Origin of the sequence: Rhodococcus sp. AG1013, from assembly GCF_003350365.1 — a bacterium.
Lineage (GTDB): Bacteria > Actinomycetota > Actinomycetes > Mycobacteriales > Mycobacteriaceae > Prescottella.
Map to the genome: position 1 here is coordinate 70,393 of NZ_QQAT01000023.1, position 22,858 is coordinate 93,250.

Sequence of the window (22,858 nt, forward strand, 5' to 3'; positions counted from 1 at the left end):
ACTGGCCGCGGCAGATACTCGGCGGGCAGGCTGTCGGCGTCGAGCTGGTCGGCGAGTAGAGCCGTCGACGGGATTCAAATGTGTGCTGAGGTGGCTTTTTGCCGGAGACGCTGCGGGAACTGAAATTCTCATCGGTAACCGCGCAGAAATCAGGAGTGAAGAGGGGGCGGATCTGGAAACGGGGTCCCGGCGTCATTTCCGGAGTCGTACGTCGGAGGCCACTCGATGCCGTACTTGTCGATCGGCTCGAGGGTCTCCGGGACCGTGACGATGTCGTCCTGGACGAGCGCCGCGACGAACTCATGATCCTTCGGACGGCCGGCGATGCACTTCGACACGCACAGGTCGACCGGATCCAGACACAGCCCAGTCCGCCCGTACAGCTCGGACGAGCCGTCCGCGACGGTGAAGTGCACCAACCTGCTGTCCCAATGCTTCGGCAGCACGACGACGTCCTTGTGGATCCCCTCGACATAGAACCCGTGGTGCTCGTGGAACGGGGAGTTCTCCCCCAGGCGCGCATCCAGCATGAGGAGCTTCTCCTCGACCGCCGGCGGATTGGTGATGCCGCTCAGCGGCAGGATGTCGACCTCGCGGGACTGGAACGCGGCCTCGGGCAGCTCAGCGGTGTCGTAACTGCCGAGGATCGACTGGGAGCCCAAGACGACGACCGGCGACTCGTCCAAGTTCGCGCACGCGGCCCCTTGATCGCCCGCCCGAGTTCTTCCCGGTTCACCGCTTCAGCAGGTCACGCAGATCGTCGAGCACCTGCAGGCGCTCGTCCTCGTCCAGCAGCACCGACAACGGCGAGAGGTTCCGCATCTCCTTGGCCGTCTCGTCGTCCGAGTCCACGATGTTCCGGAAGGACTTGATGTCGTTGTCGCGGACGATCTGCTCCCACCGGTCCATGTAACTGGTCATCAGCGGGCCGCGAGAGACATGCTGGCGGATCGTGTCGAGATTCCGGCGCACCTTGTCCGTGTCGACAGACAGATGCTCCCGGTCGATCTTGGTCAACACCGCGCTCTGCATGAGCTTCTGGCGGGTGACCTTCATGTTCACGACGGTCATCTCGCACTCCTCTCATGCTCAGGCCGCCGGCGCAGCGTCGATTCGCCCATTCTACGGGGCTCGTCCAGAGTTTTCCCTGGTTGTCCACCTGTTGTGTGGGTATGGCCCCAACCACGCAGCAGCCACGCGGGACGAAAGAGCGCGGGTCGTGCCGTCGACGACGCGGCCGGGCCAAGTAACAAGGCTGCTGCGAAACCGGAGAAGAACGCTCCGGTTCCTTGCCACATGGTTCCGCGGTCGCCCCGAGTCGGAGGTCGATGAGACAAGTCACGTAGAAGCCCCAACCCAGCGTGACGAATCGGGCGAGTCTTTGGTGTTGCACTGCCGCGTGCGCTCGAGCGGCTTCCTATTTATCCCTTTCAGCCACAGCAGACCGTTGAGTCGGTACTGTACCTCGGAGCGCTGACCTGCGGCGTGCTCACCTGGGCCCTTCCCGATCGGGAATCGCCTTCCAGCTTCGTTGATCGATCGAATCGTTACTTGTAGTAAGTCCAGCCAATATCTGCCGGTGCACGAAAGAACTTCATGAGTCTGGAGATGATGCAGTGAGACGAATGTTAAAGATCGCCGCGGCTGCGGCAGGGGCGGTCAGCCTTGTGTTGGTCCCGACGCTGCCGGCGAACGCCGAAACCGACACTCCCAACGCCATGGTTGTGCAAATCCCTGAGGCACTAGACGATCCCGCCCCGGTTCTGAGCCAGAGCGAGCTGGAACTCGATCCCGATTTCCAGGCCTACCTTCAGCAAGAACAGCAATACCAGCAGACGGTTCAGACGGCGCCGACGGTTGCGTCGCCGGACAGTGGCGGGGCCGGCCAGGTTTCCGCTCGCAGCACCAACCCTGTCGAGACGCGTCACGACGGCGTCGGAGCACTCTATTTCACCGCGGTCGCCTACTCCTACCGCTCGTGCACCGCGAACTACATCGGTGGAAAGTTCTGGCTCACCGCCGATCACTGTGTCAGAACCGCCCCTTGGGCGCCAGGATTCATTCAGCAGTCCGACGGGCAGTTCGCCGGGATCGAGAACATCTACCGCATTAACCAGCCGAACGTGGACTTGGCACTGATCAAGGTCGGGTCCGGCATCAGTGCGACACCATTCAGCTTGTCAACCCGCACACCGACCATCTCCGACACCCTCAAACTCGTCGGGTACTCCGGGATCAACAACACCAACACCCCGCAGAACTTCTCCTCTTCGTCGACACTCGACTACGAGTACCACATCCCCTCTATTACGTTCGTCGACGGCTCAGTGTTCAATGACCTCTCGTCGTTCACTGCCACCGATTACCCCACTTGCAAGGGCGATTCCGGTGGCGCCTATTTCTCCGGCGGATCGATGTTCGGTGTCCATACCGGCCAGGGAGTTGTTGTGTCCCAGAACACGATTTACAATTGCACAAATTGGTCAATGATGACCAACCTCACCCCGTATATTCCGTGGATTCAGAATATTATGGCGACGCAATCCCAATCCAACCTCGGTGAGATTGCCCGTGCATTCACCGGCGGGGTGGGCGCAAACTTGCCCTTCCGAAACGCTGGATATGCCCCGAATATCGGCTACATAGGAAGCTGACCACCATGCGACTCACTTTGACTCGATCCGTAATCCTGACCGCGGGGCTATTCCTGGCCGCAGCCCCGGCCGTTGCCCATGCTCAAGACTCCACCGGCGGCGGGAGCCTTCCCGCAAGCGGCAGTAGCCTCTTCCAGACGGGTTCCGCCGAGACCATCTCGGACGCCATTCGGTTTAACCGGACCTTCACCGAGCAAGAGATCGCTCAGTGTCTGAAGGACGCTGAAGGTGGCGCCTCAACTGGCTCCCGCCCCTGCCCTCTGCGACCGATCACCGAGATGGACCTCGCTGTAGCACGACTGCTGTTCGGCTCTGGGTACTTACTGTTCGGCTCCATGGGTTGATTTAGCGCACAGCCTGTCGGGTCGGCGCCACATTCTGTGGTGTCGACCCGATCGGTCACCGCAGCGCCGCATCCGCGGACGAGGCTGCAGCGATACCGAAGAAACATCAAGGGCACCAGAAACCCTCCGACTCCGGGCCTCAGGAGGCGCTGAGCCACCAGCTGGCGGTTATCCGTAGCGAACTCATGGAAGTCCGATCGATCAGAGCTGCCAGGTCGACTCGAGACAGGACCACGCAATGACTGCGACGTCGGGGTTTCCAACGCTCCGAGGAAGGCGATCAACGGCAGGCTCGAGCACCTGTGGGGCATCAGGGCGCCTCGCAGACCGCCTCGCGGAGGTCGCGTTCGAGCAACGCTGGGTGATCCGCGGTCACCACCGACGATCAGGGCGCCTCACATCAGAAAGAGCGCAGGTCTTCCTGCACACCTGACTGCGTCCGATTGGAACTCGCACCACCGTCCGGTCACACCTCGAGCCGTCACCCCGGGCCGTTTAGGTTGACACAGGCGCTTCCCGCCTTGGGTATCCCGGCCCGTTGATTGCAGATCTCACGGATCCGCTCGCTACGGGCGATTCGAGGATCACGACAAGAACGCAAGAATCCTGATGCGACATTTGCGCGAGAATGCGCAGGTTACCGACGTCTGTGGCCGACAAGATGGATGAGAACCTACAGTGATTTCTCGGGGATGGCCGCTGGCCGGCCTCCGACCACATGCACGGAGCACGCTGTTGCCCATGATCATCGTTGCCGACCTGACCGGCGTCGTCTACACCTCAGGCAAGGTGTTCGACGGTCTCGCTGTCGGCCGCCTCGACACTGAGAACTTCCTGCGCTCAGGAAGCCTGGCCGGTATCTGCTCCCGCGCCGACCTCGCGCTGCTCGAGGACCTCCGGGACGTCGCTCAGTTCGTCATCGACCACCACGATCAGCAGGTCGATGCTCCCTACGTCCGCGCGATCAACGCGCAGATCACCCGCAGCGGCGCACTGCACCCGGGACAGCTGCGCACCGACGACCAGCAGATCGGCGTCGGAACCCGCTACGGCCGGCACATGCCTCCCGCGCTGACCGACGATGGTCTCCAGCAGCTGATCGACTCACTGGCCTGCGATGACGTCATAGAGAACGCACTGGATCTGTTCGTGGAGCTCGCCAAGGCTCAGCCGTTCGAGGATGGGAACAAGCGCACCGCGTTGTTCGTCGCGAACAGCCCGCTCATCGGCCACGGCCAGATGCTGGTCGTTCCCGTCGACGAGAACGATCCGCGGCTCGCTGACACCGTCAACGATCTGCTCGCCCGGGCGTACATCAACGACGAGCACGACGCGGTGAAGGCTCTGATGCGCAAACACGGTCTCACCGCGCTCCCGCGCTGAACTTGGAGACTGCAGGTCACAGCTGGCAGATCCGCTACGACGCCGTATTCACCGTCGCCGTCCGCCGAGGTCGACGCTAATCGTCTCACTGCCGACGCTTTGATCAACAACCACGTAAAATCGAGAATGCGATCGACCGAACCGCACAGAGAAGGGCGCCAGCATGACTCTCGCGCACGAGGTGCTGAAGCAGACACCTGCCTGCAGCGTTGAAGAGGCGATCCAGTTCGCCACCGCGGGTGTTCGTCTCGCGGGTGGCACCGTCACCGAAGCAAACAAGGCTGCCGCGCGACGCGTGTTGAACGGCACCAGCACGGCAGAGGAAGAGCTGGCGGCACTCCGTCGGAAGCTTCTGAGCTGACTCGATGCTCGCGCAGCAACACTAACAGCCAGCGCGACCAAGGTTCCGAGTTCGGCGACTGAACGATCCGAGCCCCGGAGCCCGCCGCCGATGCGGCTTCACCCTTGCCGGGCCGCTGAACGACTAGGCATCCTGGCGAGGGACTGATGAGAAAGGACCACCGCCGTGCCATCACTCAACATCACGTTCACCGACGAAGAGCACAGGGAACTGCGGGAGGCTGCCGAACGCGAAAACGTGTCGCTGAAAACGTTCGTGCACGATGCCGTCATCGCCGCTGCGAGCTCAAGGAAGCGGCAGGTCGCGGAGGTAGCGAAGAGGGTCGCCACGGTGTCCGCCGAACTGAACCGCAGGCTTGCGTGACAGACCCGTCTGCCGGGCCTGCGCTGTCCGAACACGACGCCACGCTGCTGGCCGAGGCCGGTTTCGTCACCGACCCCGCGGCCGCCACGGCGGCTCGCGTGGACCGGGACATCCGCATGCAGGACCTGGTGCACAGCTCCCTGTCGGTCGACGACGCGGCGCAGCGCCTCGGTGTCACCACCACTTGCATCCGCCAGCGCCTGACCGACGGCACCCTGTGGGCGTTTACGTCGGGCCAGGGCCGACTGCTGCCGCCTGCCCAGTTCATCGCCGTCGGCGCGGTCCCTCATCTGGAGAAGGTCCTGCCGCTGCTGAACGACGATCTGCACCCGCTGACGGTGCAGGCGCTGCTCACGCAGCCGCAGCCGTCCCTGGTCGTGGCCGGCCGGCCGGTGTCGATCGTGGCGTGGCTGACCGGCTGCGCGGGCACCGACGCCGAGATCGAGCAGGCGGCCGACGTGATCGTTGCCGCCACCTGGGAGTCGACGTAGATGGGGGCTGTGACTCTGCGGCCTCCGGCAGACGCGGGTCCTGTGTTTTTCCAGGTAGGGTCGGCCCGTGAAGACGATGACGTATTCGCAGTCGCGGGCGAGATATGCCGAGACCTTGAACGCCGTCACCGCCGACCGTGAGGAAGTGGTGATCACCCGGGCTGGCCATGCGCCGGTGGTGATGGTGGCTCTCGACGACTACGAGTCGTTGAAGGAGACGGCGTACCTGATCAGGAGCCCGGAGAACGCCCGTCGGCTGCTGGCCTCGATCGATAGGCTCGAGCGCGGCACCACCCACGACCTGATCGAATGACTGTCGCACGCAAGGTGACGAAGCAGGTGCCTGTCCGCAGCGTTGAAGAGGCGATCCAGTTCGCCACCGCGGGCGTTCGTCTCGCCGGTGGCGCCGTCACCGAAGCAACCAAGGCTGCCTCGCGACGCGTGGCGAACGGCACCAGCACTGTGGAAGAAGAGTTGGCAGCGTTCCGTCGGGAGCTACTGAGCTAACTCGATGGCGCGTACAACTGCACAGTTTCGTTCCTGGGATGACTATTTCATCCCGGGAACGACTGTTTTACGGAACAAGCTCGTCACGGCCACCGAGCCTCACGGAGCCTCCGATCCGGACATACTGCGTCGGTACGAGGACCGCGCGACGCTCATAGCAACTCCTAGATCCGTGGCGGCACATGGGCACCCGAACACAGAACCCACACTCTGCCTTCGCCGGCAGGTGCGGGTTCTGTTCTTTCGCCCAGCTCATTGTCGTCAGCCGGGTTCGTTGTCGATGCGGTGTAGTTCGCCCCGGATGATGTCGAGTGCCCAGTCGGTGTCGTCGCCGGCGCGCTGGTGGAGCAGGTGCATTCCGAGACCGTCGGCGAGCGCAAGCAGACGCCGGCCGTCCGTCCGGCTTGCCGAGGACGACGCGGCTTCGTCGCGGAGCATGGCCGCGATGCGTGTGAACAGGTCCAGGAGCTGCCTGTGAGCGTGGTCGCGAATCTGGGCGAGGCCCGGGTGTGCGGGAGTCTCGGCGATGAGGGCCACGTTGATCTCGAACTCCCGGCGCGTCTGCGGGGTCAGGGGCATGAGTTCGCGGATCGCGGCCAGCGCATACGCGACCGTGTCGGCGCTCGGCGGGATTGCGGTGACACGGGCAGCGGCGCGGGCGACCATGAGCTCGGCGGAGAACTCCAGCAGCTCCGCTTGCGTCGAGAAGAGGTTGCGCAGCGACCCAACCGCCATCCCGGCCTCGGTGGCGACCGTCCGCACCGACACCGCGGTGATGCCGCGCTCGGCGATGATCCGCCAGACGGCCTCGGCCAGCCTTGCCTTGCGTTCCTCGCGCGGGGCGACAGCCGTCACCACTCCTCCTAGTACGATCGTGCCAACTGCTGAGTTGGTACGACTGTACTAAGGGGGCGTCATGCAGGAGCACGACACGACGGCGGACGGGGCGGCGCGGTGATCTCCGCCGAAGCCGCGGGTGCCCTCGCGGTACTGGCGCTCACCGACTCACTGAGTTTCGGCACGCTCCTGGTGCCGGTCTGGCTGCTGATGACGCCGGGGCGGGTGCGGCCGCACCGCATCCTGCTCTACCTGGGCACCGTCGCGGCGGTCTACTACGGCATCGGGATCGCGCTCATGGCCGGCGGCCGGTTCGTGATCGACGGTGCAGCGGGACTGCTGGACACCACCGCTGCGACTATTGCGCGGCTGATCGTCGGTGCCGCGCTGTTAGCGGCCAGCTTCGCCCTCGACACGAAAGCCGCTCGTGCTCGCGCCGCCGAGCGCGCGCAACAATCAGGGCGGCTGAGCCGCTGGCGCGAGCGCGCCATGAGCGACAGTGCGACCTCCGCCCTGGTCGGGCTCGCGGTCGCCGCAGTTCTCCTGGAGGTCGCCTCGATGCTGCCGTACCTCGTCGCGACCGGGATCATCGCTGAACAGACCCCCGGATGGCCGGCTGCTCTGCTGGTGCTGGCGGGGTACTGCCTGGTGATGATCGCACCTGCGCTGGCGCTCACCGCTGGACGCCTCGTGGCACGCTCCGCCGTCGAGGTACCACTGAAACGGCTGGACGTCTGGCTGACACGGAACGCCCGGAGCACGACGCTGTGGATCATCGGCGTCGCTGGATTCTTCCTCGCCGCCACCGCACTCCAAGACCTCGGCTGGGTACCGCGCTGACGCTGACCAGCTGTCGAGGTGCAACGGAAATCAGCGGAACACACCGCGCCACTTCGACGAACCCCGGGGAGGGTCGCGACGTCTGGATCGAATCAACCAGGCTCCACGTCATCACAGACGACCGTTGTCAGCTTCACGATTCCGGGATCTGACCCCCTCGAAAGCGACCGCCAGCAGCCCGACTATCGAAGCGGCCAGCAGAACATCTCCCCAGATCGTCTGCCCCTGTGCTCGTAGTCCTATAGCCACTGCCAGCAGCAGACTGCAGAAGATGATCCCTTTCGACGAGTACCGATACGACCGCAACATAGGTACGTCCCCCAAACATCTCCCGGACACGCCTCCGCGGGGCTCATCCCCGCGGAACAGTTCGTGCCCTCAAGTAACCGGTGCGTCGTTGATCAATCTAGCGCCGCGCTTCGTCAATCTTGGTTGTACCTCGACACTCGTCGGTATAGCCCTAGTTGCTGCGCCGGTGCTGGATTCTCGATCGCGCGAGGAGTACCAGAGTCGCGCCACCGCACACCGCTGACGAGACGAACACGGAAGCAGCCAGGACCCACGACTGCTGTGCCGCGGTGGTGGCGGTCAACACTGTTGTCAGTGAGACGACAGCGGCAACCCTCTGTCGAGGTACCGCCCGCCATGTTTCGCGGAGCCACACTCTCACTCGTGCCTACCTCCCCATTTCGTCCGAGTGTGCCACCGAACTGCCCGGGCACCTCGTCGGATCAGCGGTCCTCGGGGCGCGGGAGTTCGGTGGGCGGGATCTCGGTGACACTCCACCCTGTGAAGAATCGACGGGCATTCACGAGGTAGTACCGCAGGTTCCGTAAGAGTGCGGATACCTCCCAAAACTGCATGTTCATACCCGATGGTCTCATTCCGGGGCGTTTCGCTGTCTGCGCGGTGGGTGGGTGGGTGCGTGTCGGCCCGTGACCGGACCGGCGAAGCGTGCTGCCCGCCGTGGTGGCCGTCCCGTGCCCGCACCCAGCGCCCTCCGACCGGCGGCTTAACGACTCAGGGTCTTCGCTGCGGCGTTGCCCTTCAACGCCGCAGCGATCAGGACGATGAAGGCCGCCGCGCACACAACCGTTGCAGCGACAGCTGACGGCAAGGACCCGAAACCTGTCACGAAACCGATAACGACCTGTATGCACAGTCCCGCAACGGCTGTCCATACGGTCCGGCGCAGAATCGGCTGCGCAACCTGGTGGGCCAACTGCCACGCTTCGTGGCTTGCCATCGTCGCTTTCGTCCGGATGCCCATAACGGGATTCGGTTCGTCTCCGATGAGGTGCGGCATAAGTCCAGCAAAGCCCGCGGCGATGAGCGTCGACGACGTCATCGAGATCGTCAGCCCCAGTAACTCTGATGTGTCCACCAGTGCCGCCCCCTTATCAGAAAATTTCGACACAACGGACATTACCGACGAACTCGCGATCGTCTTTCCGCACCGCGGTTGGGTGCGCGCCGGCCCGCTGGGCGGACCGCTTCACCGGTCCGCGGGGGGCACTGTTTCCCAGTTGAACCCTTGGGGCATGGCGGACTGAACCCGGAACCGTTCTACCTCGCAGTTTCAGCCTCGCTTTAGCTGTTGCCCTGGTGCTGGATTCTCGATCGCGCCACAAGTACCAGAACCGCGCTACCGCACACCGCCGACGAGACGAACACGTAAGCGGCCATGGGCCACGACTGCTGCGCCGCTGTGGTGACGGTCAACACCATTGTCAGTACGAAGGCGGCGACAACGCTCTGCCGGGGTGCCGCGTGCCATGTTTCGTGGAGCCACGTTCTCACTTCGTACCTACCTCCCCATTTCGTCCGAGTGTGCCCCCGCCCTCTCCACGACGTCGCAGCCCTTTCGCGCATTGCCAGATCTGACCCACGACGACGAATACCCACAGCCCGAACAGGAACCAGTTCCACCCTGACGGAGCGGTGAAGGCGTCGTTGACGATGGTCGGCCCGAGAATGAGGCCGACCAACACGAGAAATACGAAGGGCGCCCACGCGTCCAGCTTTGCCGACACGCGCTGCCAGTTCACTCGCCCCATCCATGCAGCTAAACACAGCGGCGTCCTTCGGTACGCCACTGCACGCACAGCCGCATCGCGCTGGTCGGGTATGCGCCGGCCCGTGCCGTCCACCACCCGGTGCCCGGTCTGCGTCTCCATCGGCTCGTCCCCCGGATAGCGCCGAATACGACTGCCTATCGTGGCTGTCTATGGGGTGGAAACTGAGGCAGATCGCTTTCGCGGCAGCCGCATCTGTGGGAGCAGTACTTCTGACGAGCTGTGTGACCAACGTCGACGTGCCGGAGACCTTCGCTGCCATGGTGACCGTCACCGGAGAGGCAGACCGGGCATCGGTCGACGCCGGCGAGTGCACTATCGGAGCAGCTCACGTTGCCCCGAACGACCAGATAGTCATCCTCGGGGACAGTGGCTCTGCATACGCTTCGTCGGCACTGAAGGTCGACTCCATCGACCAGAACCCCGACGGCACGGGCGTGTGTACGTACACCGCACACTTCGAGGCCGTCCCCGCGAACCAGAGAAAATATGACATCTACGTGGGCAACTTCGTGACACAGCGGTTCACCTCCGACGAACTCAAAAACGGCGCTACCTACCGCCTACACAGATCCACGTCTACCGACAGCAACAGCGGCGAACTTTCCGGCGGCGGGTGACTGCCAGGTGCGCGCCGGCCCGTGACCGGTCCTGCGAAGCGTGCCGATGGGCGGCGCGCCGTGGCGCTCGTCCCGTGCCCGTTCTGACGGCGGTCTCGGCGACCGATCCCTGAAAACAAACCGAACACACGACAGTGGGCCAGCACTCCCGTCTCGCTGGCCCACTGTCGTTTCGGGTTAGTGCGGCGGGATGCCCCACAGCCAGAGCTGGTACACGATGTCGTAGTACCACTTCGGCACGAAGAAGTCGCCAAGCGGCGTGGGAGTGTTGTCGAGCATTGCTTCGCCTCCTTCGAATCCGGGGGGTGCGTCAGGGGCAGTGTCCGCCGATCCTCCCGACTCATTCCGACGCGAGCGCCAGGACCCTGGGCAGGCTCCCTTCAGCGGTTGCAGTAGCCACCTAGCCAGCACGGGGCGTGGTCTCGGTCGATCAATGGGTTACCGGTGGCCCGACCAGCGGCTCCCACACAAGCCAGGCCTGGTACAGCACGTCAAAGAGCCATCTCGGTATGAAAACGCCGTTGAGCGGTGCGAGGTCGTTGTCCATTGCTTCGTCTCCTTCAATCCAGGGGCAGTGTCCACCGAGGTCACACGGGATGCAGACGCGGAAGGTGTTGCGTTGTCCTCCCGTCGACTACAGGACGTAGACGGTTGCGATGCCCGGTGTGACGAACGAGCTGCCGGTGTGTACGACGACGACAACAACCTGCCCGGTCCCGGTCGGCAGGACCGCTTCCGGGTATCCGTCCGAGCCGCCCGACATCCGGGTGGAGCCGGAGGCTCCGCTCGACAGGTTCAGCCAGCACACTTCGGACAGTTGTAGGCACCCCGATCGGCCTTCTCGTCTGCGTTCCTCCGGACCGGCGATCGTCACCGCCCCGGGCTGTTCGCCGACCACGGCCACGCAGCGGACCGAGGGAAAATCGAAGCTTCCGTACGGGTCGATCTGGAACGGGACGGCGACAGTGGCGGAGGCGGCGGCCGGCGGCGCCAGAACCGCACCGGCCACGATCGCGGCGCAGGCGACCGATCGGCGAACGAAATCGATCATGGCGACCTCCAAGGGGGCCAGCAACCCCCGGATTTGCTGGCCCGCTGTCGTGCCCGTTTCAGTTGACCGGCACTCCAAACAGGGAGAGCACGTAGAAGAGCGGGGCCCATACTCCATAAAAAGCCCAAGCTGTTGCACTCATCTCGATCACCTCCTCAGGGGCAGTATCCGCCGAGAACGGGAAGTCCATGGGGGATCGGCCTCCCTGTGACGCGCTGAAGGCCGCGCAGACGACGGAGGGTGGCCGCTGGGTGCCCGCCGGCCCGTGACCGGACCGGCGAAGCGTGCCGTGGGGCGGCCCGCCGTGGTGCCCGTCCCGTGCCTGGTCTGACGGCGGTCTCGGCCGCTCGCAGCGTCGGGATGGTTTGCGGAGCCCGACCGTGTCGGGCTGGTTGGCAAAGCCAACGCCGGGCGGAGGCCGAAACCCTCCACCCCTCGATCACCGGAGACACCCATGCGCATCGTCGTCCAGTCCACCTTCCCCGGCCGCCGCCGCAACAGCCCGCGCGCCGACACTCTCTGCTCCGACCTCTCGGTCGCACCGGTGCCCACCGGCCTGTTCGTCGCCGACGAGGCCGGCATCACCGTCACCGTCGACGGAGGACACCCCATCCACGTGCACGCACTGGCCGCCATCGGCGCCGACGGTGACTTCGACGACCGGGTCCACCTCGTCGCCGCCGTGCCCGGACTGGGGACGATCCGCCGTTTCGGCGCCGTGGACCTCAGCGGCACCGTCGACGCAGCCATCACCCGCTGCGCCACCGACTTCGCCGTCGGCGTCGCCGAAGCCGCGATCGACCTTCGGGTGACCGGCCAGCTAGTGGTCCTCGACCACTGCGGCGACATCCGCATCGACGGGACCTACTGAACCGATGCTGATCAGCGCAGCCGCGACATCGAAAGGCGCCGTCATGAAGACCGAACGAGAACTGTGGGACGTCTTTCAGGCCAAGCTCTGCTCGGTGGTGCTGCTTGTACCGAACAAGCACACCAAGATCAAAGAAGACCGCCTGGCCAGGCTGGTAGACCTACGCATCGACACGAGCGACACGAGCGCGTACGTGGCGGATATGCGCTACGTCCAGGACCCGGTGTACCTGGAGCACCCGGGTGCGGCCGTGGTAGCCACCCTCCAGTACCTGGACACCGGCAAGAAGGTCTACAACGCGAACCCGTCCTACCTGCGCGACCCCGAGACCAGACAACGTCTGGTCGAGTCCGCCGATGCGCTCGGTGCGCCGAGGGGGCCGGTATGAGCGACGGGCGGGAGCTGCACGGCGACACCGAGCCGCACGACGTGCGCCGGTGGCAGTGGCCGTTGGTCGTCGGGTGCGTAGCAATGGTGATCACCCTGCTGCGGCAGGTCGGCACCGCGTTCGCGGTCCTGATGATGCTGCCGGATCGGGGCGACGGGTGGCGCGCCGCCGCGCGGGAGGCTGTCTCGCCGGCCGTCAGGAATGCAGGACTGCTCGCCGGCCTCCTGGCGGCCGCCGCGATCGTGGCGTTCATCGCCTGGTTGCTGGTCTGGGGTTTGCGGGAGGTCGTGAACGGCCTCAGGCCGCACGGTGGCAGCAGCTGTGACACCGCCGACCTCGACGACACGACGCCATGACCGATCGGAGCTGCGCCCAGTGTGAGTGGCAGCCGGTCACTGACCGCGGACTGTGCGAGAGCTGCGGCGCGGTGCTCGACCGGCTTCTTCCAGGACGTGGCCACGGCCGCCGCGAACGCCGACCTCGGCTCACCCGGCGCGGTGAAGCGCGGACGGAACTCGCGCTGGCCGTACGTTCCGATCCTCGAGCTCACCGGCGGCCGCGCTCAGCAACTGCGCGGCCTCGCATACGCGACGCGCGGTGAGGCGGTCGCTCGGGCCGAGCGCGAGATCGCGGCGGCCAGGGCGTCGCTGGCGAGAAGACTCCTCGTCCCCCGCCACCGGGCGCTGCGGGAGCAGTTCGGATTGCCACGAGAGCTCCCCGAACCACCGGACGAACCCGACCCGCCGGACGAGGCGTGACAGCCCGGCGCCCGGTCCGGGCGCCGACACCACCCGAACCCGCACTCTGCTTCGGACAAAGAAGGTGCGAACGGGCAACAATGTTCCGATCGATCGACCCCCATCACTCACCAGAAGACAAGGAGACACCTTGTGACAGATCTCGACCGCGCGCCCTATGCAGCACCGCTTCGGTCCACATGGACCTCGAACACCGGGGTTGCTCACAAGGCGTTCGAAGGCGACATCAATCGAGCGATCGCCGCACTCGGATCATCAGACAACGACGCCTTGCGTTGGGCGATCGTGCAGATGATCACGCCGACCCTCACCGAGGCGGATCTCGAGGACGGACGCATCCCGTACGTGACCGAATCCGGCGACGGGGTCGACTGGGTGGTCCTGTACCCCGACACCGGCACGGTGCTGGGAATCTGCGAGCACAAGCCGCTGGGCGCACCGGCGCATGGGGTGTGGGCCTCGCACAGCCTGCTCTTCGACGAGACAGCGGTGATCTGCGACGACGGCTACCTCGACGAGGTCGCCGCCAACCTCGCAGTCCTCGACAGCGAGCTGTTCACCAGGGATCAGTTGAACGGTCTGCGCTACTTCTCCTACAAGGCCGTCACCGGCGGAATGCGATCGTCGATTGACCAGGTGCTCAAGTATCGGGCCGACTACGGGGGTCGCTTCCCATGTCACATTCTCAGCGACCAGGGCTCGAGCGCTGACGAGATCTACCGCCATCGAGGCAAGGATGCGCCGTATCAGCCCTACCGCTACGTCGACGAGGCCTTCCCGGTTCACTCGACCGCGGACGCCCTCAACCGTCTCGCTGTCGCACTCGCGAGCGTCGAGCTCACACCGGCTGAGAAGTCGGACCTCACTCGGGTCGTCGACGCCATGTGGATGCGTGGTCCCGTCTCGATCGACCACGACCTCACCGACGCGGCGAAGGCCCTCGTGTCCGCGGTCGCCCGCGACGCCGGCTACAACAGCGAGGTCGAGTGGAGGAAACGCTGAACTCACCGCGACGCCGAGCTGGGCGCCGAGCTGCGCCGAGAAGTCGGTTGCGGTTGCGGTGACGGTGGGGGCGTCCCGTCTCTGCGAGATCAGCAGAGCCGCAGCAAACAGAAGGCACCCTGGCCGAATGGCCGGGGTGCCTTCTGTTCTTCACGCTATCGCGCGGACGCTGCGCCCTCGGGGATGAAGTCGCCCTCACCCACACTGAGGACCGCACCGGTCGTCGCGTCGAGGAGCGCCGACGCGACCTTCGACGAGCTCAGCAGGTCCCTCTCCTCGTCCGTGAGACCGTCCAGCAAACCCGAGTCCGGATCGTTGGCCTTGGCCTGCGCCTCCGCGAGGGCGGCAGCACTCGCGTCCGGTGCTCGCGGTGCCACCTCGCTCTGCGCAGCGTTGGCCGTAACGAACCCGACGCCCAGGACAGCGGCCGCGGCGGCCACCCCGAGGACCTTCTTCACTGACAACACAGACTCCCCCTCTGTAGCAATGGATCGGCAGATCCCATCGACCGTCCCCAGCTTGCGACCCGCTGCCGCCCCCACGCCGGCCGCGGCCACCGAACCCGCACTCTGCTTCATGCAGAGTGCGGGTTCTGTCTTTCCGTACTTCCACCATCGCGGCCCCGGTGCCACAGCGACGGAGTATCGCCGGACAACCGCCACTGAACGGCTGTACTGCGGCTGCTCAGCGGCGGATGCGTGGCGCGTACGTGGCGGCGGATACGCCGTTGAGCAGCCGCACACCATCCGCACACAGCTCGCACTAGACACACCGGGACGTACAACGAACAGACAGCCGCCGCAGATTCGCCACAGGGTGTCTCCACGGTGGCGGTTGTGTGGCGGTATCGCCACTTCGGCCACAGTGCGGCGGCTCTGCGGTGACACAGTGGCCGTAGAGCGGCAGTTCTACGGCAAGAGTGCGTCTGGTGTACGCACAGCGGCGGGTGACTATCCGCGCAACGTCCACTCAATGCCCCGGCTGTGGACGCCGTGCGGCGGTGCTGTCGCCTGAGAGTGTCCGCACAGCATCCGCACAGCGGCGTGTCTGTCGCACCGGCTGCACCCTGGGCGCAGTCGGGCCGCCGAGACGCCACCGGGACGCCACCGGGACGCCGCTGGAACACCACTGCGGCGCCGCAGAAGCGCCACAACCCCGTGACCTGGGCTTTTGCAGACGCTCGCGGCGGCCGGCAACCCCGGCCGCACCGCTCCCGCGATTCTCTACGGCCCCTCATAAATGGCGTCGGCACCCGGCGAACAATTCCGGCAGCGGTGATCTCCATGCACAATCCGCATTTACGCGAATGAGACGAATTCCGGGCATTCAAAAAGCCCGTACTGCGCCCATTCCGGGAGCCATGCGCCCACCGGGAACCGGGGCCGGCTACAAGCGCTGCGCGCTGAATTCTTTTTCCGTCCCCGAGATACTCCCGCACCGATACGAAGCGGCTTCTGCGGCGCACGTGGGACCAGGTGAACCATGCACGGATGGGTGACCTGGCGACCCCGGACGCTACGCGCCGGAGCCGGTCGCAGAAGGACACTGCGACCTACCCACGTGCGCCGCAGAAGCCGCCCTGTTCCTGCCGTCCCGGCGCAAGATCCTGCAGCCGACCGTGGCTACCGCCACCGAGGCCGGCCGCCACGGACCCCGGCGCCGGGGTGGCGGCCGCCCCTGCCGTGGCCGGTCTGCGGGCAGACCCCGCAGCCGCTCCCGAGGCCGCTCACGCGACCGCCGCCCTGTGTCCCCACCGGGCGGCCACGCCGCTGCCTCCTGGCGCTGCCGGTGGCCGCCGAGGGCTGCTGCAGCCGCGGCTGAGGCCGCGGCGGTGACACCGTGTGGCAGCCACCTACGGCGGCCGCGCAGTCGTGACGTCACCCCCTTCCGGCAGGCCCCCTCGCGCGGCCCGTCCGAGGCCCTTCTGGACCGCTCCCGGGGACCGGTGACCAACCGGCTGTGGCACCTGCTGCGGACCCCTGTTCCAGACGGCGACGGCCGGTGACGAGAGCCCGTAGCGAGACGGTGTCCTGGCCCCACGTCCGCACGCTTGCGGCACCGCGCTGCCGCGGGCTTGTGTCGTCACGCCGACCGTCCTCGTGGCAACCGATCAGTGGCGGTGACGCCGAGGACCAGAAGACCCTGAAACCGGCTCGCGCTATCGCGCGGGCTGTGACACCGCTCCTGCGGCGCGGGATGGTGACGCGCCTGGCGGCGCTGTAGCCGACGCCTGCCGTCGCCGGCCGCTGCGGCTGCGCGTCCCCGTGGGGCCCTCACCGATGCCTGCCTCTCTTCGATACGCGCTGACGCGCGGGCATCGGACCCACGAGACCGCTCCGCCTACGCGGATGTGGTGTCGGTCGGCTGGAGCCGCACTTTGAGACACCACGGGACCAAGAGATGACCCGCGGCTGACGCCACGGGCTACGGCTGCGCCTTGCTTGGCACGGCCCGCTGGCGCGGTCCGCGTGACCCTGACGCCACCTGGCGGTGCGGTGGCCCCTCTCGCTGCGCTCGGCGGCCCCCGATCGGCCTCAAATCCCGCCTCCGGCGTATTTGCGTCCGCTGCGTCAGTGACTTGCATCACCCTACGCAAATCGCACCCGCTTCTTGCTGGGGAAACAGGAAAACGATGCCGTATTTGCGCCCCCCTGTTTCGAGGTGTCCTCGGCTATCTGCGAGGGGGCGCAAATACGGAGAATCTGGCCTGTTTCCCCAGTTCGCCAACTACGCAAACTCCCCTCGCTGACGCTCGGAGCCGCTTGCTATGGCGCGAATCAAAAAGGGCATAAGGAGTCGTGACGCACTTCGGGTTTCGTTCGCTTCGCTCACTACACCCTTCGTTTGCCCGGCAGAGCCGGGACGACCTCCTCGGCTGGCGCCTCGTCGCCCTCGCTGCGCGAGGGTCCTTATCGCCGCCAGGGCTCTCTCGGGCGGCCGCGGGCGGTCTTCTCGTTCACTCCTGACGACGACCCCTACGGGGTGCCCGCTCCGCCGCGGCCTGTCTCCGGTGCGGTGCTCGGCGCTGGCGCGCCTGCGGCCCGTCCCGGGGTGGTTGCTCGCTCGCTCCCAACCACTGCTCCCGCGGCGTCGTGCCGGCTTGTGTCGCGCCCCTGGCGCGCTCGTCTGCGACGGGTGGGGCCGGCTGCCCGGTGGCCCGCCCTGCTGCGCTCCGCTGGCACGGCAGTGGTGTCACCCCCGGTGACTGGGTCTCGTTGCTCGGGCAACTCGCTCGCTCGCTACCCGGTTCGACGCGACCCCGTCGCGATGGATGTTCCGACACTGCTGTCGCAGTGCTCGGTGACCCGGCGGCGGCGACGTTGGTGACGTATCCGGGGATCCGGCGGTCGCCGGGGGCGGCTCGCTCTCGCTGCGCTCAGGCGGAGTCCATGTGCCCGTGGCCGGGCACGGTGGCGGGCGCGGAGACGGCGTCCGTGGGTCGATCGGTCGCCTCTGTGACGAGGCAATCCGGCACGAATGAGTTGGTGACGTCACGGCCACTGTCGGGTGGCCTGATTCGGCCGCCTAGCGGTGCTCGCCGGCCGGGTGCCGGCCGGGCTGGCGAGGGGGCCTGTGCGGCCCCGGCCCCGGGATCGGGGTCGTGGTGGGGGCGAGTGTCCACCGGGGTGGGCCCGGGTGTGTTCACCCTCGTCGCGGGCCGGTCGTGTCGGATCGGTGGTGGTGTGGGTTCCTCGCCCGGGTGGCCGTGACGGTGTGGCAGGTCTGTCGTGAGGGCTGCCGGTCGTGCGTCCGTGCCAGGTATCCGGGCCTGGATCCGCCGGGCGATACGGCGGTGCTGTCTCCGGGGCCGTACGACCTCACGCGGTGTCGGCGGGATGCGGTGGAGGGAAACTCGATCTCGTTACTTCGGAAGAATTTCGGGGCCGCGGTGAATTTCCTTTGTTTCCCAATGCTTTCGGTTCTCAGGTGCCGTTGCTTCGATTCTCTCCGCCACTCTCATACTCCGGAGCCGGGATTGCCGCCAGGTGCAGCCCGCGGTCTCCGCTTCGGCGCGTCGTTGAATTCCCCACCAGCTGTTCGTAATCGAGGTTCCTGGATAGTTACTCGGAAACTCCCACGCCACGGATCGGGCGCGGGACGCGGCCAGAGCCAGGCTCGGCTCGGATCGGCGAAAACCCTTCCCTGGAAAGAAATTCCGCGCTTCCCTCTGTTGCGTATCGGTTGGGGGTGCTACACCAGAAGGAGGACTACGAGATCTGATTGAGGATCGAGGAATCCGTTATGGCCGACATGACATGTTCACGCGCAGTTCTGCTTCACCTTGATGCGGCGGCACTGACCGACCGTCAGCAGCTGCTGCTCGAGCGGTCCGTCGGCACCTCTCGCGCGGTCTACAACTGGGGCCTGGCCACTATCAACGAATGGGAGGCACGGCAGTATGCGTGGCTGCGTGAGCGCGCCCGCGCGGTCACCCGTACCGAGGACGAGGCGCAGACCCTGCTCGGCGATGTGGACTGGCGTAGGGGTGCGCTGCTTCAGGCGCCCGGGGACTTGCGTCGGCGTCCCAACACGGCCTCGCTGGATCGTCGGTTCACCGAGCTCACTCGCGATCCGAACAGCCGATTCCACTGGTGGCACGTCGAGAACCACGGCATCCCTCGACACGCCATGAGTACCGCGCTCGGCAACCTCGACACCGCGATCGTCCGCTACTGGAACCATGTGGGGCCGTCGACCCGCCCACCACGCAAGCCACGCAAGGACGGTCGTCCCGCCGGCTGGCCACGGTTCAAGAAAAAGGGCCGTTCGAAGGACTCGTTCGCGATCTTCAACCTCAGCGTCACCGGCCGCCGCACCGATCCGTGGAAGGTGATCGACAAGGGCCACCGGATCCGTGTCCCCAACCTCGGTTCGCTGCGGGTACACGAGAACACCCGTCGGCTGCGTCGATGGATCCAGCGTGGTGCTATCCCCAAATCTGCTCGATTCGTCCGGCGCGGCACCGGATGGACGGTCAGCATCACCCTCGATGTTCCTGCCGAGGTGATTTCGGCGCCGGTGACCACCCGGCGGCAGCGGGCCGCCGGAGCGGTCGGTGTCGATGTGGGAGTGCATTCGCTGGTCGCGCTGTCGAGCGATGAACTGATTGCCGGCTACCCATCTGCCGCCTTCTGGCGGCGTATGCGCCGACTTCAACGCCGCGCCGCTCGGCAGCGCGGCCCCACCCACGAGCAGGGCCCCTCTGCAGGATGGGTGGAGACCACCCGCAGGATCGCGCGGTTGCAGCGCGTCGACACGGTCCGGCGTCGGGGACGTTTGCATGAGGTGACGAAACGGATCGCTACCAGATTCGTGACGGTTGGAATCGAAGACCTGGAGGTGGCCGGGATGACAGCCGCCCCGCACCCCAAACCCGACCCCGACCACCCGGGCAGCTTCCTGCCGAACGGTCGGCGTTCCAAGGCCGGCCTGAACCGGTCGATCCGCCGAGCCGCGTTCGGGGAGATCCGTCGACAACTTCTCTACAAGACGTCGCGGTATGGCGCATGCCTGGTCATTGTCGACAGGTTCGCGCCGACTTCGAAGACATGCTCAGGCTGCGGCGCAGTAAAAGCCACGCTGCGTCTGTCCGAGCGTGTGTATCGCTGCGAGCAGTGTGGCCTGGTCCTCGACCGTGATCTCAACGCTGCCCGCAACATCTGTTCACTCGTCCTCACCCCGTCGCCCGTGGATACAGCCGACGTTAAACGCTGCGACACCCCAACACCGAGCCGGTCACGGCCGGCCCGGTGTTGGGGTCCGGCAGACCTGCCGAAAGGTAGGCCACAGAGGCCAGCAATGGACCTCCCGTCCCCACCCCCGTGATACCGGGAACTGATCGGGAATCGGTGCAGTCGAGTGCATCGCGTCAGGTCAATGAGCAATCTCCCTCGCGTGTACGGGGACGGTCCCATGCAGCTGAAGCAGAATGAAATGCGATGCGGAGCTCAAGCGATCGCCCCTGTGCGTACGGGGACGGTGCAATTCGGTATTCGACAGGGGAACCCAGACCGGCGTCGTCCGGAGTCAGGTTCGAGGTAGCCTCCCATCCATGGCCACGTCACGACAGCCGGACCTGGACATTGCCAAGCGGTTGATCCTCGACTCGCTCGTCGTGGTCGACTCGACGGAGGTCGCCCGGATCCTGGCACCGACCGCTGCTGCCTCGACCCTCAGTGTCGCCCAGAAGCGCCGCCTGGCAGGCGAACTGATCGGCCTGCCCGTCGGCGCCCGCCCGAACTACCTGTACCCGCTCTTCCAGTTCGACACCGGGCCTCACAAGATCCACGACGTCGTCCGCCACGCGAACCGACGCCTCTTCGTCAACGAGGACCCCTACGGTGCCGCGAGTTGGTGGCTGACCCCGACCGATATGCTCGACGGGAACAGCCCGCTAGAGGACCTCGAAGCGGGACAGCTCACCGAGATCGCTGTCGACAATGTGATCGACCACGCTCGGCAGGGGATGTGAGCTTGCGTACGTACCGTGTTGGACAGCCCTTCATAGGGAATCTGTCCCGCAGAAGCTGACCGGGATGTAGATCGTCGACGGCACCGACATGGGGTCCGCGTCGACCGCGCCGGGGCGGCGAGCAGGGCTGTGCGCCGACGGAATTCGGTCGATATGGGAGCGGGCGACCTCGTCAGTCTTGTTCGTTGCCGGGACGTCTGCCAGCCCACTGTTCTCCGGTCGGCCTGAGAGACCGGGCGACGTCGTTGAGGTCTATCACCGACTGCTCGATGTCCGCGTGGTGAAGTCGGTGATCGAGTTCGGCGTAGAACGAGTCCTCGGAATCGAGAGCGCGACGGTCGTATTCACCAAGCCGAAGGAGGTCTTCGATGGGGATCAAGGCGGCCACCGGCTGATCGTTCGCGCCGATGACCATCGGTTCTGGCAGACCTTCAGCGAAGCGGGCGATCATCCCCAGAACCAAACCGGGAGCCTGCTCCAAGGGAATGAGGTTGAAGGATCTGTCGCCGTTCTCGACGGACGGGTCGTGATTGTTGGTGTCGGGCATGGTGTTTTCTTTCGGCGTTGTCACAGCTTGGCGTATCGCGACGGACAGGCCGCCAGATGGTACGGCGCGGCTGACCAGTGACCCGTCACCCAGCGCTCGCAGCTAATCGCCATTATCTGCTCGTGGGGTTGGCGTCGCACGCAGTGTCGGTGCTCGCTGATCCGGTTGTCGGGGGTGATGCGCAACCAGATCATGCTGGGTCATCGAGATGTGGGGCCTCCTCCTGCCTGGTCGACGGTCGGTAGCCGCACGTCGGGCACGCCAACCGGTCGCCGGTGGGCCGCGGACCCCCGGCAACCTCCGGTATCGGAGTCGGACTTTGGGCCACAGCCTCGGCTGTCGGCGCGGGCGCAGCGACGGTGACTGGCTCGGGTGGCCGCGGAGGCATGTGCCGGTACAGGGTGGAACGGGTCAGGCCGGTCTTGGTGACGATCTCCGCGGCGGTGGCGCCGGCATCTCGGAGCTGGACGGCGTGAGCGATCTGGGATTCGGTCACCACCGACGACCGGCCGGTGCGTCGGTCTTTCGCGGTCGCCACGGCGCGGGCGTGAGCGGCGCGTTCGAGGGTGTAGGTGCGTTCCATTTGCGCGAACAACGCGAGCAGCACGACTGCGAGCTGCGCCATCGGGTCGTCCGGGTTGCTCGAGTCGATCCGGATCGGGTCGGCGAGGTTGCGGACCTCGACGCCGCGTTCACGCAGTCGTGGATGAGTTGAGGGTGTCGCGGACGTTGCGGCCGAGACGGTCGAGAGTGTGCACGACGATGACGTCGCCGTCGCGGGCGTAGTCGAGCAGCGCGGTCAGTCCGGGGCGGTCCGCGGTGGCTCCGGACTTGCGGTCGACGTAGATGCGGTCTCCGGCGATGCCGGCCGCGGTGAAGGCGTGAATCTTCCGCTCGAGCTCCTGTTTGGTCGTCGAGACCCGCGCGAATCCCAGCTCCACCGCCAAGCGTATCGAAAGTTGTTCCCGTAGCACGGTTTCGACACGTAGTTTCGGAATGAACTTGTGAGACGTTGTGAGCTGCGGTGATTCGGTTCTGCACCCACCGGCCCACGGGCGTCCCACAACCAAGGTTTCGGGACACTCGACCCTGTGTCGGGGAAGTTCGCCTCTTCGCGCTGACACAGGGTGAGGAGACGTATGACACGCCAGACCTGTTCCGGTGACGGATTCGCGCCGTCGATCGAGGGAGTGGCCGCAACCGGACTGGGGTCCGGGCGGAAGCCCGGTCAATGGTGTGCCGAAAACCGGAATTGGTCGCGGCGGCGAATGTCGCCGGGCGGAACTAGCCTGTT

At 65.9% G+C, this 22,858-nt stretch carries 26 protein-coding genes; 16 read left to right on the forward strand and 10 right to left on the reverse strand.

Features of this window, described 5'->3' with window-relative positions:
- Nucleotides 1-149 precede the first annotated feature (149 nt).
- Nucleotides 150-686, reverse strand: coding sequence for a hypothetical protein (locus tag DEU38_RS23275; RefSeq protein WP_258558121.1), 537 nt, complete (start codon nt 684-686; stop codon nt 150-152).
- 46 nt (nt 687-732) lie between these two features.
- A complete protein-coding gene (locus DEU38_RS23280) occupies nt 733-1,071 on the reverse strand; it encodes a hypothetical protein (RefSeq protein WP_114723759.1) in 339 nt (112 codons plus the stop codon).
- A 554-nt stretch (nt 1,072-1,625) separates the two neighbouring features.
- Between DEU38_RS23280 and DEU38_RS23285 the strand changes: the two genes are divergently transcribed.
- The 7 genes from DEU38_RS23285 to DEU38_RS23320 all read left to right on the forward strand — a co-directional run bounded on the left by DEU38_RS23285 (nt 1,626) and on the right by DEU38_RS23320 (nt 6,103).
- On the forward strand, nt 1,626-2,654 hold the full coding sequence (locus DEU38_RS23285) for a trypsin-like serine protease (protein ID WP_114723760.1): 1,029 nt from the start codon (nt 1,626-1,628) through the stop codon (nt 2,652-2,654).
- A gap of 1,085 nt (nt 2,655-3,739) precedes the next feature.
- The gene (locus DEU38_RS23295) at nt 3,740-4,381 is read left to right on the forward strand and encodes a Fic family protein (RefSeq protein ID WP_114723762.1); all 642 of its coding nucleotides are present in this window, start codon (nt 3,740-3,742) and stop codon (nt 4,379-4,381) included.
- 163 nt (nt 4,382-4,544) lie between these two features.
- Nucleotides 4,545-4,742, forward strand: a complete 198-nt coding sequence (locus DEU38_RS23300; RefSeq protein ID WP_107986261.1) for an antitoxin VbhA family protein — start codon at nt 4,545-4,547, stop codon at nt 4,740-4,742.
- A 165-nt stretch (nt 4,743-4,907) separates the two neighbouring features.
- On the forward strand, nt 4,908-5,105 hold the full coding sequence (locus DEU38_RS23305; protein ID WP_114723763.1) for a hypothetical protein: 198 nt from the start codon (nt 4,908-4,910) through the stop codon (nt 5,103-5,105).
- The gene (locus DEU38_RS23310) at nt 5,102-5,596 is read left to right on the forward strand and encodes a hypothetical protein (RefSeq protein WP_114723764.1); all 495 of its coding nucleotides are present in this window, start codon (nt 5,102-5,104) and stop codon (nt 5,594-5,596) included. Before DEU38_RS23305 ends, DEU38_RS23310 begins: the two co-directional genes overlap by 4 nt.
- A 67-nt stretch (nt 5,597-5,663) precedes the next feature.
- The gene (locus tag DEU38_RS23315) at nt 5,664-5,909 is read left to right on the forward strand and encodes a type II toxin-antitoxin system Phd/YefM family antitoxin (protein ID WP_107986258.1); all 246 of its coding nucleotides are present in this window, start codon (nt 5,664-5,666) and stop codon (nt 5,907-5,909) included.
- Complete coding sequence (locus tag DEU38_RS23320) at nt 5,906-6,103, forward strand: hypothetical protein (protein WP_114723765.1); 198 nt, start codon at nt 5,906-5,908, stop codon at nt 6,101-6,103. The genes DEU38_RS23315 and DEU38_RS23320 overlap by 4 nt, the downstream gene beginning before the upstream one ends.
- A 261-nt stretch (nt 6,104-6,364) precedes the next feature.
- Here the strand turns inward: DEU38_RS23320 and DEU38_RS23330 are convergent, their stop codons facing one another.
- Nucleotides 6,365-6,958 (reverse strand): TetR/AcrR family transcriptional regulator, encoded by a 594-nt coding sequence (locus tag DEU38_RS23330; RefSeq protein ID WP_114723786.1) that lies wholly within the window; start codon nt 6,956-6,958, stop codon nt 6,365-6,367.
- A 99-nt stretch (nt 6,959-7,057) separates the two neighbouring features.
- Between DEU38_RS23330 and DEU38_RS23335 the strand changes: the two genes are divergently transcribed.
- Nucleotides 7,058-7,780: a GAP family protein gene (locus DEU38_RS23335; protein ID WP_181818913.1), complete on the forward strand. Its 723-nt coding sequence runs from the start codon at nt 7,058-7,060 to the stop codon at nt 7,778-7,780.
- A gap of 1,012 nt (nt 7,781-8,792) precedes the next feature.
- On the opposite strand, the gene DEU38_RS23340 is transcribed toward DEU38_RS23335, so the two are convergent.
- Entirely contained in the window at nt 8,793-9,206 is a 414-nt protein-coding gene (locus tag DEU38_RS23340; RefSeq protein WP_114723766.1) for an SdpI family protein, read from the reverse strand.
- A gap of 370 nt (nt 9,207-9,576) precedes the next feature.
- Entirely contained in the window at nt 9,577-9,957 is a 381-nt protein-coding gene (locus DEU38_RS23350) for a hypothetical protein (protein ID WP_114723768.1), read from the reverse strand.
- A gap of 122 nt (nt 9,958-10,079) precedes the next feature.
- Here DEU38_RS23350 and DEU38_RS23355 point away from each other — a divergent pair, with 122 nt between their 5' ends.
- Nucleotides 10,080-10,475, forward strand: coding sequence for a hypothetical protein (locus DEU38_RS23355; RefSeq protein WP_258558122.1), 396 nt, complete (start codon nt 10,080-10,082; stop codon nt 10,473-10,475).
- 634 nt (nt 10,476-11,109) lie between these two features.
- Here DEU38_RS23355 and DEU38_RS23360 read toward each other — a convergent pair.
- Nucleotides 11,110-11,526: a hypothetical protein gene (locus DEU38_RS23360; RefSeq protein ID WP_181818914.1), complete on the reverse strand. Its 417-nt coding sequence runs from the start codon at nt 11,524-11,526 to the stop codon at nt 11,110-11,112.
- A 454-nt stretch (nt 11,527-11,980) separates the two neighbouring features.
- On the opposite strand from DEU38_RS23360, the gene DEU38_RS23365 reads away from it, so the two are divergent.
- The 5 genes from DEU38_RS23365 (at nt 11,981) to DEU38_RS23385 (ending at nt 14,545) form a co-directional block, all read left to right on the forward strand.
- Entirely contained in the window at nt 11,981-12,397 is a 417-nt protein-coding gene (locus tag DEU38_RS23365; RefSeq protein WP_114723769.1) for a hypothetical protein, read from the forward strand.
- A gap of 43 nt (nt 12,398-12,440) precedes the next feature.
- Nucleotides 12,441-12,785 carry a hypothetical protein gene (locus tag DEU38_RS23370; RefSeq protein ID WP_147283577.1) on the forward strand — a complete coding sequence of 115 codons (345 nt, stop codon included), beginning with the start codon at nt 12,441-12,443 and terminating at the stop codon, nt 12,783-12,785.
- Nucleotides 12,782-13,141: a hypothetical protein gene (locus tag DEU38_RS23375; protein WP_114723771.1), complete on the forward strand. Its 360-nt coding sequence runs from the start codon at nt 12,782-12,784 to the stop codon at nt 13,139-13,141. Before DEU38_RS23370 ends, DEU38_RS23375 begins: the two co-directional genes overlap by 4 nt.
- A gap of 21 nt (nt 13,142-13,162) precedes the next feature.
- Nucleotides 13,163-13,543, forward strand: coding sequence for a hypothetical protein (locus DEU38_RS23380; protein ID WP_147283578.1), 381 nt, complete (start codon nt 13,163-13,165; stop codon nt 13,541-13,543).
- Between the two features lie 132 nt (nt 13,544-13,675).
- Nucleotides 13,676-14,545 carry a hypothetical protein gene (locus DEU38_RS23385; RefSeq protein WP_114723773.1) on the forward strand — a complete coding sequence of 290 codons (870 nt, stop codon included), beginning with the start codon at nt 13,676-13,678 and terminating at the stop codon, nt 14,543-14,545.
- A 155-nt stretch (nt 14,546-14,700) separates the two neighbouring features.
- Here the strand turns inward: DEU38_RS23385 and DEU38_RS23390 are convergent, their stop codons facing one another.
- Nucleotides 14,701-15,009 carry a hypothetical protein gene (locus DEU38_RS23390; protein WP_147283579.1) on the reverse strand — a complete coding sequence of 103 codons (309 nt, stop codon included), beginning with the start codon at nt 15,007-15,009 and terminating at the stop codon, nt 14,701-14,703.
- A 3,778-nt stretch (nt 15,010-18,787) separates the two neighbouring features.
- On the opposite strand from DEU38_RS23390, the gene DEU38_RS23395 reads away from it, so the two are divergent.
- Together DEU38_RS23395 and DEU38_RS23400 are read left to right on the forward strand one after the other, a co-directional pair.
- Nucleotides 18,788-20,371 carry an RNA-guided endonuclease TnpB family protein gene (locus DEU38_RS23395; protein WP_114723775.1) on the forward strand — a complete coding sequence of 528 codons (1,584 nt, stop codon included), beginning with the start codon at nt 18,788-18,790 and terminating at the stop codon, nt 20,369-20,371.
- Nucleotides 20,372-20,597: 226 nt separating this feature from the next.
- Nucleotides 20,598-21,017, forward strand: a complete 420-nt coding sequence (locus DEU38_RS23400; protein ID WP_181818915.1) for a hypothetical protein — start codon at nt 20,598-20,600, stop codon at nt 21,015-21,017.
- Nucleotides 21,018-21,189: 172 nt separating this feature from the next.
- On the opposite strand, the gene DEU38_RS23405 is transcribed toward DEU38_RS23400, so the two are convergent.
- The 3 genes from DEU38_RS23405 to DEU38_RS29465 form a co-directional block, all read right to left on the reverse strand.
- Nucleotides 21,190-21,564, reverse strand: coding sequence for a hypothetical protein (locus tag DEU38_RS23405; RefSeq protein ID WP_114723776.1), 375 nt, complete (start codon nt 21,562-21,564; stop codon nt 21,190-21,192).
- Between the two features lie 190 nt (nt 21,565-21,754).
- Nucleotides 21,755-22,189 (reverse strand): helix-turn-helix domain-containing protein, encoded by a 435-nt coding sequence (locus DEU38_RS29460; RefSeq protein ID WP_397484749.1) that lies wholly within the window; start codon nt 22,187-22,189, stop codon nt 21,755-21,757.
- A gap of 67 nt (nt 22,190-22,256) precedes the next feature.
- Nucleotides 22,257-22,505, reverse strand: a complete 249-nt coding sequence (locus tag DEU38_RS29465) for a recombinase family protein (RefSeq protein ID WP_258558123.1) — start codon at nt 22,503-22,505, stop codon at nt 22,257-22,259.
- Nucleotides 22,506-22,858: the final 353 nt, after the last annotated feature.

Excerpts from the sequence above, each read along its gene's own strand:
- DEU38_RS23405 (WP_114723776.1), bottom strand. The coding sequence starts at position 21,564 with ATGCCCGACACCAACAATCACGACCCGTCCGTCGAGAACGGCGACAGA.
- DEU38_RS23350 (WP_114723768.1), bottom strand. The coding sequence starts at position 9,957 with ATGGAGACGCAGACCGGGCACCGGGTGGTGGACGGCACGGGCCGGCGC.
- DEU38_RS23395 (WP_114723775.1), top strand. The coding sequence starts at position 18,788 with ATGGCCGACATGACATGTTCACGCGCAGTTCTGCTTCACCTTGATGCG.
- DEU38_RS23320 (WP_114723765.1), top strand. The coding sequence starts at position 5,906 with ATGACTGTCGCACGCAAGGTGACGAAGCAGGTGCCTGTCCGCAGCGTT.
- DEU38_RS23300 (WP_107986261.1), top strand. The coding sequence starts at position 4,545 with ATGACTCTCGCGCACGAGGTGCTGAAGCAGACACCTGCCTGCAGCGTT.
- DEU38_RS29460 (WP_397484749.1), bottom strand. The coding sequence starts at position 22,189 with ATGGCGCAGCTCGCAGTCGTGCTGCTCGCGTTGTTCGCGCAAATGGAA.
- DEU38_RS23375 (WP_114723771.1), top strand. The coding sequence starts at position 12,782 with ATGAGCGACGGGCGGGAGCTGCACGGCGACACCGAGCCGCACGACGTG.
- DEU38_RS23370 (WP_147283577.1), top strand. The coding sequence starts at position 12,441 with ATGAAGACCGAACGAGAACTGTGGGACGTCTTTCAGGCCAAGCTCTGC.
- DEU38_RS23280 (WP_114723759.1), bottom strand. The coding sequence starts at position 1,071 with ATGACCGTCGTGAACATGAAGGTCACCCGCCAGAAGCTCATGCAGAGC.
- DEU38_RS23360 (WP_181818914.1), bottom strand. The coding sequence starts at position 11,526 with ATGATCGATTTCGTTCGCCGATCGGTCGCCTGCGCCGCGATCGTGGCC.
- DEU38_RS23340 (WP_114723766.1), bottom strand. The coding sequence starts at position 9,206 with ATGTCCGTTGTGTCGAAATTTTCTGATAAGGGGGCGGCACTGGTGGAC.
- DEU38_RS23285 (WP_114723760.1), top strand. The coding sequence starts at position 1,626 with ATGTTAAAGATCGCCGCGGCTGCGGCAGGGGCGGTCAGCCTTGTGTTG.
- DEU38_RS23365 (WP_114723769.1), top strand. The coding sequence starts at position 11,981 with ATGCGCATCGTCGTCCAGTCCACCTTCCCCGGCCGCCGCCGCAACAGC.
- DEU38_RS23400 (WP_181818915.1), top strand. The coding sequence starts at position 20,598 with ATGGCCACGTCACGACAGCCGGACCTGGACATTGCCAAGCGGTTGATC.
- DEU38_RS23295 (WP_114723762.1), top strand. The coding sequence starts at position 3,740 with ATGATCATCGTTGCCGACCTGACCGGCGTCGTCTACACCTCAGGCAAG.